This is a genomic window from Anabaenopsis tanganyikae CS-531, from assembly GCF_029891675.1.
GTDB lineage: Bacteria > Cyanobacteriota > Cyanobacteriia > Cyanobacteriales > Nostocaceae > Anabaenopsis > Anabaenopsis arnoldii.
In genome coordinates this window covers 1-11055 of the sequence record NZ_JANQDF010000111.1, presented here as the reverse complement: position 1 = coordinate 11055, position 11055 = coordinate 1, and the positions used below count along the sequence as shown (strand labels likewise).

The window sequence follows — 11055 nt, the reverse complement described above, 5'->3', positions numbered from 1 at the left end:
GTAAGGAAGATGCTGTCACCCTCGCACTTAGGGGGTAGGATTCTCACCTACATGAACACATAGTTATAAGAATCTGGTTTTCACCAAACCTTACCTTCCGTCCCTGAGCATTAGTACTCATTTAGGAAGAACGAATCGCACTCTAATTACTAGCTTACAACCGGAAATTTTATATTTTCTAGTCCCACTATTTCAGGCCTAGCCATGATAGCACACCTTGGTTAGTGAAGTACTCAATCACCACCATCAATAAAAAGCCAATCATTGCTGCTCGGCCGTTTAAGCGTTCAGCATATTCATTAAAGCCAAACTTAGGCTCTTCTAATTTGGGGGTAATTGTTGGTTGTGATTGTGACATTTTCTAGAAACCTCTTTTTGGCGGGAGTTAAAACAGTGAACAGTAAAGGATTATCAAACTTGCAGACGGCATTGATCACCACACTGAATTTAAAACTTGGAGAACCTGACCCCCAGATGATTGGTAACTGGTGGTAGTGATGGTGGTGCATAAATCCCCGAATCTGCTACAGCCTCCAAATAGGAAACCGTACAATCCTATTTTAACAATTTGTAATTATTTTTTATATATTGTAGAAATATGGGGGCAATAGTCAAGGGCAGGAGTTTGATCACCTAGCTGAGTAATTAGCTATCCCTAATACGGAAGTGCAAGTCTGAGCAGGCTAAAGTTGAACAAAAAAATCATTAGAGGCGGAACATGGAAATCGGCGTTCCTCGGGAGTTTAAGGATCAAGAGTTTCGGGTAGGGTTAAGTCCCTCTAGTGTGCGGGTACTCAGAGAAAATGGCCATACCATTTTTGTTCAGAGTCAAGCAGGTAGTGGTGCGGGATTTACAGATGAGGACTATCAACAGGCCGGGGCTGAGATTGTTTGCACAGCCGAAGCAGCATGGAATCGGCACTTAGTTGTCAAAGTCAAAGAACCTTTGACAAATGAGTATAAGTATTTACAAAAAGGGCAGATATTATTTACTTATCTGCATTTAGCAGCCGATCGCAGTTTAACCGAGCATTTAATTGATTGTGGCACTTGTGCGATCGCTTACGAAACCGTAGAACAAACCGGTGCCAATAAACTACCCTTGCTCAGTCCCATGAGCATTATTGCTGGTCGCCTAGCAGTACAATTCGGAGCCAGATTTCTAGAACGCCAGCAAGGTGGTAGAGGAGTTCTCTTAGGGGGTGTCCCTGGGGTCAAACCAGGAAAAGTAGTAATTTTAGGCGGCGGCGTTGTGGGTACAGAAGCGGCTAAAATTGCTGTGGGTATGGGTGCTGCTGTGCAAATCTTAGATGTAAATGTCGAGCGGTTATCTTACTTAGAAAATGTATTTGGTTCTAGAGTAGAACTACTATACAGCAACTCAGCCCATATCCAAGCTGCTATCAAAGAAGCTGATTTACTCATTGGTGCTGTTTTAGTCCCCGGACGCAGAGCGCCCATACTAGTATCCCGTGAATTTGTCCAACAAATGCGCCCCGGTTCGGTAATTGTAGATGTTGCAGTTGACCAAGGCGGTTGTGTAGAAACTTTACACGTGACCTCACACACCAATCCTGTATACATAGAAGAAGGTGTCGTACATTATGGAGTTCCCAATATGCCGGGTGCAGTACCTTGGACGGCTACCCAAGCCCTTAATAACAGTACATTACCTTATGTTGTCCAATTAGCAAATTTAGGTATTAAAGCCCTAGAAGTCAACCCAGCCTTAGCTAAAGGTCTGAATGTGCAAAATCACCGCTTAGTACATCCAGCAGTGCAAGAAGTTTTCCCGGATTTGGTAAATTAAGATATTCGGTAATTGCGCTACTATATCCTCTAAGGTTAGACCAAAAAGCCTGCCTATGCAGGCTCAATACTTTATAGTTAAAATTTTAGTTGTTAGCTAATATACTTTACTAGTATGTACTGTATACTTTATACTTGACATATCGATGAATATCAAGGTCTACAAATCATGCGCAAGTAATTATATATACTAATAAGCCTAGAAAGTCAGTTTTTGAGTATTAGGTTTAAATAACAAAAATATAATCAGATATATTCAAATATTAACACCTATAGCACAAAAATATCATGAATTTTTGCCTATATTATATTGTAATGCAAGATGTGAATGTGATATATTAGTCTTGAGTTCAAGAAGCGTAGATCCTTGGAAAGTGGTGAAAGTCCTGATCTGAGAGTGCGGAGAGTTAGAATTAACCTAACCATAGCTCCTGTGTGGCAGGAAATCCTATAAATTAGACGAAATAAAACATTTTCAAGAGTAGCTAATCAAATCAGAACTGAAAAAAGGTAAAAGTAGTTCGGAAATCTATCTCAGATTAGAAACCGAATAGTGCGGCTTGTAGTTAGCCCTGTAAGGTGTAAGACCTTACCAAGCTAGAAATATTTGACTATATTTTTAGTAACTATATTTACATTTTAGCCAAAAAGTGTATCCTAAGTGGTATGGCTAACTCAGGGAGATAAATCGTGGAATTTTTATCTGATTCTGTGGTGTTATCACGGATGCAATTTGCATTAACAGCACTATTCCATATGCTCTGGCCAGTCCTAACAACGGGGATGGGGATTTATCTGGTCATCGTTGAAGGAGTATGGCTAAAAACTCAAAATCCTGATTATTACCTTCACGCTCGGTTTTGGTCTAAATTTTATGTCCTTAACTTTGGTATTGGCGTAGCAACGGGTATACCCATGGAATTTCAGTTTGGCACCAATTGGGGACCATTCTCGGAAGCCGTGGGTAACTTTTTTGGTAGTGTTATTGGTTTTGAGGCTTCTTGGGCGTTTATGCTAGAAGCTGCATTTTTAGGCATTATGTTATTCGGCTGGGAGCGTGTCAATCCCGCCATTCACTATCTTTCCACAATTTTGGTAGCTGTAGGTGCGAACTTATCCACCCTGTGGATTTTGACAGCAAACTCCTGGATGCAAACCCCCGCAGGTGGGCAAATGGTGGATGGTAAATTTATTGTCAGTGATTATTTTCAAGCAATTTTAAATCCCTTTATGGTTAACAGTGTACTGCATATGTTTTTCGCGACACTGGAAACCTCTTTATTTGTGATTGGGGGAATTAGCGCTTGGTATATTTTAAAGCAACGTCAACCGGGTTTCTTTTCTAAGTCTTTTAAGATTGCCTTAGCAGCTGCGATCGCAGTTGCACCATTACAAATATACATCGGACACCTCAGCGGCGAGCAAGTTTATCACTATCAACCCACGAAACTCGCAGCCATGGAAGCCCAATGGGAATCTTCACCAGCGGGACAACCTGCTGACTGGAGTTTGTTAGCCATACCCAACGAAAAAGCCCAAAAAAACGACTGGGAAATCACCGTTCCCAACGCCCTGGGGTACATTCTGGAATTTAAGAGAAATCTTTCCGAACCAGTACGGGGACTAAAAGAGTGGAAACCAGAGGATCGACCCCACATGGTCGGTTTAATTTATTACGCCTTCCGCACCATGATCGCCATTGGCTTTTTCTTAGCCGGTTTAATGTTCTTCAGTACATTACAATGGTTACGCGGTAAACTATCAGTAGAAAACATTACCCAGCAATCCTGGTTGTTACGGGGTTGGATACTTGCAGCACCTCTAGGATACATCGCCGTAGAGTCCGGGTGGATTGTGCGCTGTGTAGGAAGACAACCTTGGACACTTTACGGACAAATCCGCACCGTTGACGCTGCTTCTCATATACCTGCTAGTAATGTTTTAGTTTCACTCACCAGCTTTGCTACAGTTTACACTCTCTTATTTATTGCAGCTTTGTACTTTGGTAGTCGCATAATACGTCAAGGTCCAAATCTAGATTTACCAGTCCCAGGACTAGAAATTACTCAACCCGCAGTACAAACCACCCCTGGGGAGTTTCTACCCGATGAACGTCCCGCAGAAGCACAACAATAATCAGAAAATTCCAAAAACTCTAATTTAGCAACCAATCTCAAGAGTTAATTATATGGAGACACTCCAGTATTTTCTCCCCCAAGTATGGTTTGTAATTTTGGCTTTGTTCCTGTTCCTCTACGTCATGCTAGACGGTTTTGATTTAGGGGTGGGGATACTATCTCTCACCTCATCCGACGAGGAACGCCGGGGAATTTTAATGACCAGTCTCAGTAATATTTGGGATGCAAACGAAACCTGGCTAGTTTTAATGGGAGGGGGTCTGTTCGGTGCGTTTCCCTTGGCTTATGGCACAATTTTAAGCGCCTTGTATATTCCCATTCTGACTATGGTGTTTGGGTTTATTTTCCGGGGAGTAGCCTTTGAATTTCGGGAGTTATCCAACCGCAAATTTTTATGGAATTTTGCCTTTGGTGCTGGGAGTTTTACCGCCGCGCTCGGTCAAGGTTTTGCTTTAGGTGCGGTACTCAAGGGAATTAAAGTTGATGAAGCTGGACACTTTATTGGTACAACCTGGGACTGGTTGAGCATTCCTTCTGTGTTAGTGGCTTTAACTTTGATTCAAGCCTATGTTTTAATTGGTTCGACTTACCTGGTGTGGAAGACTACAGGAGAATTACAAGCTACTCATTTTAAAACTGCTAAAATTGCCGCTTGGACGACTTTAATAGGCGCTATTTTCATCACCATTAGCACACCAATTATTTATGAAAATGCCAGAGCACGCTTATTTCAACAACCACTAGTATATATCTTTGCTGTGATCCCTGTGTTGGGAGTGTTACTAATTTGGCAACTTCTCAAGAGTCTTAACCTGAGAGAGGAAAGAGCGCCGTTTGTCTGGACTATTCTTTTATTTGTCCTGACTTTTTTGGGGTTGGGATTAATTGTTTTTCCTTATATTATCCCTAATCAAATTACCATCTATCAGGCGGCGGCTGATCCGAGTTCCCTGGTAATTATGATTATTTTTATCGGGTTTCTGATTCCGGTGATGTTGTTTTACAACCTTTACCAGTACATTGTGTTTCGCGGTAAGGTGACTGGGGGACAGTATGGGGAGTCATAAAGTCATGGAAGGTGATCTAGAACTCCCCTGACCTCTCACGACTCATCTACAATAGAAATAGAATTTGTTGAGATTTGTATAGTTAGAGTTTAAGCTGTCATGGCTCCTGCCGTTTTAATTGAAAAGCTACAAAAGAACTACGGTAAAGTAGTCGCAGTCAAAGATGTATCCTTTGAGGTAAAACCGGGGGAAATCTTTGGTTTACTCGGTCCTAACGGTGCGGGTAAAACTACGACTCTGCGAGCTTTATGTACTCTGACAACACCGGATGCTGGCAAAATCGAAGTATCTGGTATATCGGTGACGGAGAACCCGAAAATCGCTCGCCAAAAACTCGGCTATGTAGCCCAAGAAGTCGCATTAGATAAGGTTCTAACTGGAAGGGAACTACTACAACTCCAAGCAGCGCTGTATCACATTCCCCGGTCCGTGGCTAAACAGCGGATTGATATGGTCTTAAATTTACTGGGTTTACAGGAATACGCCGATAAAAAAACCGGAACCTATTCCGGTGGTTTACGCAAGCGCCTAGACTTAGCAGCGGGTTTACTCCATGCTCCAGATGTTTTAGTGTTAGATGAGCCCACCGTGGGGCTTGACATAGATAGCCGTTTTGTGGTATGGGAATTTTTACGCCACTTACGCGCCTCTGGAACAACAGTATTGATTACCAGTCACTATTTAGAAGAAATCGACGCATTAGCCGATCGCGTGGCTATTATTGACCGTGGTACGGTGATTGCGGCGGGTACACCTTCTCAATTAAAAGATCAAGTTGGGGGCGATCGCATCACTCTGCGCATCCGGGAATTTTCCCCAGCAGAAGAAGCCGAAAAAGCCAAACAAGTGTTACAAAACTTACCCTTTGTCCAAGAAGTAATTATTAACAGCGCCCAAGGTAATTCCCTCAACTTGGTAGTAACACCAGAAAATGATGCCTTAATGACCATACAGCAATCCCTCAACACTGTGAGCTTGCCGATCTTTGGTATTTCTCAATCTCGGCCCAGCCTAGATGATGTTTACCTCGCGGCCACCGGGCGAACTTTGCTGGATGCAGAACTCGCTGCAATTAGCACCCGCGATCTCAAAGCTGAGAAAAAGCAAAATATGAGATAGTCATTGGTCATGGAACTTCCCGCTTTTCCCCTACTTCCTAAATTACTATGAGTGTTACCCCTAAATCTGAAATGAATTGGCAGCAATTAGCATCGCCAGAATTAGATGTGAATACTGCCCCCAATTTATTGGGTGAACTAGTCCAAGAGACCCTAGCTTTAACTCGTCGCTTGTTTATTCAATTACAACGCCGTCCCTCAACCTTAGTTGCTGGAATTATTCAGCCGGTGATGTGGTTAGTGCTATTTGGGGCTTTATTCCAAAATGCCCCCAAAGGTTTGTTTGGAACTACGAGCAATTACGGTCAATTTTTGGCGGCTGGTGTAATTGTGTTTACAGCTTTTGCCGGTGCTTTGAATGCTGGGTTACCGGTGATGTTTGACCGGGAATTTGGCTTTTTAAATCGGTTACTGGTAGCACCTTTAGCTTCTCGGTTTTCCATTGTCTTTGCTTCCGCCATCTTTATCATTAGCCAAAGTTTACTACAAGCAGCGGTAATTGTAGCAGCAGCAGCATTTCTAGGGGCAGGCTTACCCGATGCCGCCGGGTTGAGTGCGATCGCCTTAATCGTGTTTCTGCTCTCCTTGGGTGTAACCGCCATTTCCCTGGGTTTAGCCTTTGCCTTACCTGGACACATTGAATTAATTGCGGTTATTTTTGTCACTAACCTACCCTTATTGTTTGCCAGTACCGCCTTAGCTCCTTTATCCTTTATGCCAGGGTGGTTGCAAATTGTCGCTACCCTCAACCCCCTGAGCTTTGCCATAGAACCAATTCGTTACCTATATCTTCACAGCGATTGGGGGCTAAATAGTGTAGTCATGTCAGCACCTTGGGGTAATGTTACCTTTGGGGGAGCGCTCCTGGTGTTGTTTGGCTTTGCGTTGATAGCTTTATTGAGCATTCAAACCCGACTGCGGCGGACTCTGGCCTAGAGCTTCAGTCAGCTAAATTATTGATAGTAATTTTACAGTCAAAACTCCATGGAAAAACCATTTTTATCACTTACTCAATTTTCCCTGCTCAGTGTTGCAGGAATTAGCGTGGCTTCCTTGCTTCTCGCTCCACCGAGTTTGGCTCAATTTAACTCTGTAGATCGTGGCACAAACCAGAATAGTGACCCATTAGCTAGCCCAAACTCAGGTGATTTAAATATGTTTGATATTATTCACCGGGCGAATTTGGGGAATGTCAACTGGAATGCTGATGAGCAACAACAACAAATAGACTCAGCAGCATCCGACTTTAGAGCCAGACAACAAAAAGCTTTTCAAGAACAGGAACGCTCAAATACAGATTCACCATCGGTTTTACCTCAAGGAACTGAATCACCATAAATTGGATTTGAATTAACCTTATGGGTATAAGGTTAATTCAAAATCTCAAAACTACAGACCAAGTGCCGCTAAAACATCACTGGCGTGAGTAGTAGTATTTACACTAGCGTCAACATGAACGATTTTGCCGTTAGGGTCAATTACGTAGGTAACACGCTTGGCGTAACCACCGCCATCGACATCATAAGCCTTGATTAAACTTTGGTTAGTGTCAGCCAACAAAGGAAAGTTGAGATTATATTTTTGGGTAAAGGCCTGATGAGAGGCTTGATCATCGGCGCTGACTCCCAGCACCACTACATCTTTACCTAAATATTCAGGTTGAGCATCCCGGAAGCTACAAGCTTGTTTGGTGCAACCTGGGGTGTCATCTTTGGGGTAGAAGTATAAAACAACTGTCTTCCCCGCAAAATCAGATAATGAAACCGTATTACCGTTAGTATCTTTGACGGTAAATGCAGGTGCATCCGTACCAACTGCTAGAGGCATAATGAACCTTTCCTGTTTTAAATTGATGACTTTGAAATTTTACAATAATTTACAATATTTAAGGAATTGACTCAAAAAAATCGTACTGAAAACTGGGAAGTGACCAATGACTAATGACCAGAAAACCTTATCTTATGCCAGTAGTACAGTAGAAAGGGCTAGGCGATCGCTTATATGCTCTCCTTTTAATCTTGTATTGTTGCAAGCTATGCGTCAGCAGAGTTTACCATTAAGTGCCATCGCTATGGAAAATGGTGTCCAGAATGGCTATACTAAAAGCCCTTTATCAGAACTGGCTTGTGATGATGCTTTAAACTGGCTGATTCAAGTGGGTATTTTGCGGCGAGAAGTCGATGGTCAGGGAATTACGGATAGTTTCCGCCTCACTCCTCTAGGTCATCTGTTGGTGGAACAATTCCATGGCCAAAATTGGCCTAATGCTTCCTGGAGCGATCGCTTGTATAATGCGGGAGTTTACTGGTTTCGACTACCCTTTTAATTACGAACTATGAAAGCAATTATGGTAGTGGGAACAACATCCCACGCTGGGAAATCACTGATAAGTACAGCTATTTGTCGGATTCTGTCGCGGCGTGGTTGGCGGGTCGCTCCCTTTAAAGGTCAAAACATGGCACTGAATGCTTATGTCACCGCCAATGGGGGAGAAATTGGTTATGCTCAAGCAGTACAAGCTTGGGCAGCTGGTGTTATCCCTGGGGTAGAAATGAACCCAATTTTACTCAAACCCCAGGGGGATATGACATCCCAAGTGATTATCAAAGGTAGAGCTGTAGGCAAAGTCAAAGCTTCAGATTATTATGAACAATACTTTAATATTGGTTGGCAGGCAATAGAAGAGTCTCTAAAACATTTATCCACAGAATTTGATTTACTTGTCTGTGAAGGTGCGGGTAGTCCGGCGGAGATTAACCTCAAGCACCGCGACTTAACTAATATGCGGATAGCAAAATATTTAAACGCACCAACTATATTAGTAGTTGATATTGACCGGGGTGGTGCTTTTGCTCATGTGGTGGGAACTCTGGAGTTACTAGAACCAGAAGAACGTCAATTAATTAAAGGTATAGTAATTAACAAATTCCGGGGTCAGCGATCGCTTTTGCAACCCGGGATAAAATGGTTAGAAGAACGTATTGGCATTCCTGTGATTGGTGTGATCCCTTATTTTCAAGAAATTTTTCCCGCCGAAGACTCCCTAGACCTACTAGAACGTAAGTCATACAAAACCAATACTGACCTGAATATCACTGTTATTCGCTTACCCAGAATTGCTAACTTTACCGATTTTGACCCCTTAGACTCGGAGCCGAGTGTTGCGGTAAAATTTCTGAGTATGAAGCAAGATTTAGGACATCCCGATGCCGTAATTATCCCAGGAACAAAGACCACAATTACCGACTTGCTACTAATGCATAAAACGGGTATGTCCGAAGCAATTAAAAACTATGCAGCTTCTGGCGGTACAGTGTTAGGTATTTGCGGCGGCTATCAAATGCTAGGGCAAATTATCGCTGATCCCGAAGGAGTAGAAGGACAAGCAGGTAGATTTCAGGGGTTAAATCTTTTACCCATTAGAACTGTAATTACCGGACAGAAAATTACTCGTCAGCGCCAAGTTAGCTCCAATTATCCCCAAATGGGTTTACCAGTCAACGGCTTTGAAATCCACCAAGGGCGATCGCGCATAGAACAATCAGAAGATAACCCAGGATACCATCATTTATTTGATGATCCTAATTTAGGACTAGTGGATAACTCTCAATCTGTTTGGGGTACATATCTCCATGGACTGTTTGATAATGGCCCTTGGCGACGGGCTTGGTTAAATCGTCTGCGTCAACAACGAGGTTTAAAATCTTTGCCCACAGGTGTTGCTAACTACAAAGAACATCGAGAACAAATTTTAGACTCTCTGGCTACAGAAATTGAAACCCATTTAAACTTAGAGCCAATTTTACCTTAACTAAAATTATTGTTCATGACTATTCGCGTCCGCTTTTTACCAGATGATGTGACTGTTAATGCCGAAGTGGGAGAACCGCTGTTAGATGTAGCGCAACGGGCTGGGGTGTTTATTGCCACCGGGTGCCTCATGGGTTCTTGTCATGCTTGCACTGTTGAACTAGAAGATGGCGAAGTCATTCGCGCCTGTATTTCCTCAGTGTCACCAGAGCGCGAAGAAATGATCATTAATTTGTATGGTGACCCTACTTGGTAATTCTTTGTCCTGATTTTGTTACGTGAGCATTTAATATTTAGGTATCATAAACCTATACCAATAATTATTGCTGTTGAAACTACGGGGGATACACTACCAAAAGTGTGTAACCCCCCATAGTATTTAATTGCTCAGAATGGTTAGCTTTGAGATTTAACATTCAAAGCATATTCTTTGAACCTTTCCAAATCAGCTTCAATGGTAGACTCAACTACCCGCCCCAAAAACAAATTATCCATAATTTTGCCAATAATTCCAGGGATGGCATAGGAAACCGTCATTTTGACAATACTACTACCATGGCGGTCATAAAAGCGGATCGCACCTTGATTTGGCAGACCATCAACGGATTCCCATTGAATAATTTGCTCTTTGACGACCTTGAGCATCCGGGATTTCCATTTAAATTCCAGACCCCCTGTACTAAGTTTCCATAGAGATATGTCCGGGTTGTCTGGCGAAATCCTCACAGAATCAATCCACTTCATCCAACGTGGCATTTGCTCTAAGTCAGACCACAGACCCCATACTAGTTCTATGGGAGCATCGACTTCAATCTGCACACTATGCTCTAACCACTCTGCCATTTTCTTTGATTCCGATACTTTTTTGCTACATTTCACTAACAAATACACTCTTTAAGAGAGGGCGTATCAACCAATGCACGGAGGAAAATCCCCCGCGCACCATTTATGTCCCGGCTCATTACCCGCCCGTCAGATGGAGACTTAACGAACTTAGCACCACCAAGGTTGGGGATGATTTCACCAGTCCAACTGACTGTTTTTGATGTGTACGCTTCGTTGACATCCATAACTACTTTATTAGTTTCAAAAGCCTTATGCTTGAGAAAACAC

Annotated in this window: 13 protein-coding genes; 9 read left to right on the top strand and 4 right to left on the bottom strand. The window is 42.7% G+C overall.

The window, feature by feature from the left end:
- Positions 1-187: 187 nt before the first annotated feature.
- The gene (locus NWP22_RS11435) at positions 188-358 is read right to left on the bottom strand and encodes a chlorophyll a/b-binding protein (RefSeq protein ID WP_271731036.1); all 171 of its coding nucleotides are present in this window, start codon (positions 356-358) and stop codon (positions 188-190) included.
- Positions 359-718: 360 nt separating this feature from the next.
- Here NWP22_RS11435 and ald point away from each other — a divergent pair, with 360 nt between their 5' ends.
- The 6 genes from ald to NWP22_RS11405 all read left to right on the top strand — a co-directional run bounded on the left by ald (position 719) and on the right by NWP22_RS11405 (position 7470).
- On the top strand, positions 719-1810 hold the full coding sequence (ald, locus tag NWP22_RS11430) for an alanine dehydrogenase (protein WP_271731035.1): 1092 nt from the start codon (positions 719-721) through the stop codon (positions 1808-1810).
- A gap of 689 nt (positions 1811-2499) precedes the next feature.
- Complete coding sequence (locus tag NWP22_RS11425) at positions 2500-3945, top strand: cytochrome ubiquinol oxidase subunit I (protein ID WP_280801899.1); 1446 nt, start codon at positions 2500-2502, stop codon at positions 3943-3945.
- Positions 3946-3997: 52 nt separating this feature from the next.
- Entirely contained in the window at positions 3998-5014 is a 1017-nt protein-coding gene (gene cydB, locus NWP22_RS11420; protein ID WP_271731032.1) for a cytochrome d ubiquinol oxidase subunit II, read from the top strand.
- A 99-nt stretch (positions 5015-5113) separates the two neighbouring features.
- Positions 5114-6133 carry an ABC transporter ATP-binding protein gene (locus tag NWP22_RS11415; protein ID WP_271731030.1) on the top strand — a complete coding sequence of 340 codons (1020 nt, stop codon included), beginning with the start codon at positions 5114-5116 and terminating at the stop codon, positions 6131-6133.
- 47 nt (positions 6134-6180) lie between these two features.
- Positions 6181-7068: an ABC transporter permease gene (locus NWP22_RS11410; RefSeq protein ID WP_271731029.1), complete on the top strand. Its 888-nt coding sequence runs from the start codon at positions 6181-6183 to the stop codon at positions 7066-7068.
- Positions 7069-7116: 48 nt separating this feature from the next.
- Complete coding sequence (locus NWP22_RS11405) at positions 7117-7470, top strand: hypothetical protein (protein ID WP_271731027.1); 354 nt, start codon at positions 7117-7119, stop codon at positions 7468-7470.
- Positions 7471-7521: 51 nt separating this feature from the next.
- Here the strand turns inward: NWP22_RS11405 and NWP22_RS11400 are convergent, their stop codons facing one another.
- Positions 7522-7959, bottom strand: coding sequence for a peroxiredoxin (locus tag NWP22_RS11400; RefSeq protein ID WP_271731026.1), 438 nt, complete (start codon positions 7957-7959; stop codon positions 7522-7524).
- Positions 7960-8065: 106 nt separating this feature from the next.
- Here NWP22_RS11400 and NWP22_RS11395 point away from each other — a divergent pair, with 106 nt between their 5' ends.
- Genes NWP22_RS11395 through NWP22_RS11385 form a run of 3 tightly spaced genes read left to right on the top strand, consistent with a single transcriptional unit; the run spans position 8066 to position 10198 of the window.
- Positions 8066-8458, top strand: coding sequence for an Npun_F0494 family protein (locus NWP22_RS11395; protein ID WP_271731025.1), 393 nt, complete (start codon positions 8066-8068; stop codon positions 8456-8458).
- Positions 8459-8467: 9 nt separating this feature from the next.
- A complete protein-coding gene (cobQ, locus tag NWP22_RS11390) occupies positions 8468-9943 on the top strand; it encodes a cobyric acid synthase CobQ (protein WP_271731024.1) in 1476 nt (491 codons plus the stop codon).
- Positions 9944-9958: 15 nt separating this feature from the next.
- Positions 9959-10198, top strand: coding sequence for a 2Fe-2S iron-sulfur cluster-binding protein (locus tag NWP22_RS11385; protein ID WP_271731023.1), 240 nt, complete (start codon positions 9959-9961; stop codon positions 10196-10198).
- A 140-nt stretch (positions 10199-10338) separates the two neighbouring features.
- On the opposite strand, the gene NWP22_RS11380 is transcribed toward NWP22_RS11385, so the two are convergent.
- Positions 10339-10785: an SRPBCC family protein gene (locus tag NWP22_RS11380; RefSeq protein WP_271731022.1), complete on the bottom strand. Its 447-nt coding sequence runs from the start codon at positions 10783-10785 to the stop codon at positions 10339-10341.
- Positions 10786-10820: 35 nt separating this feature from the next.
- Positions 10821-11055, bottom strand: a 235-nt coding sequence (locus NWP22_RS11375) for a zinc ribbon domain-containing protein (RefSeq protein WP_280801898.1), incomplete at its 5' end; no start/stop codon positions are given.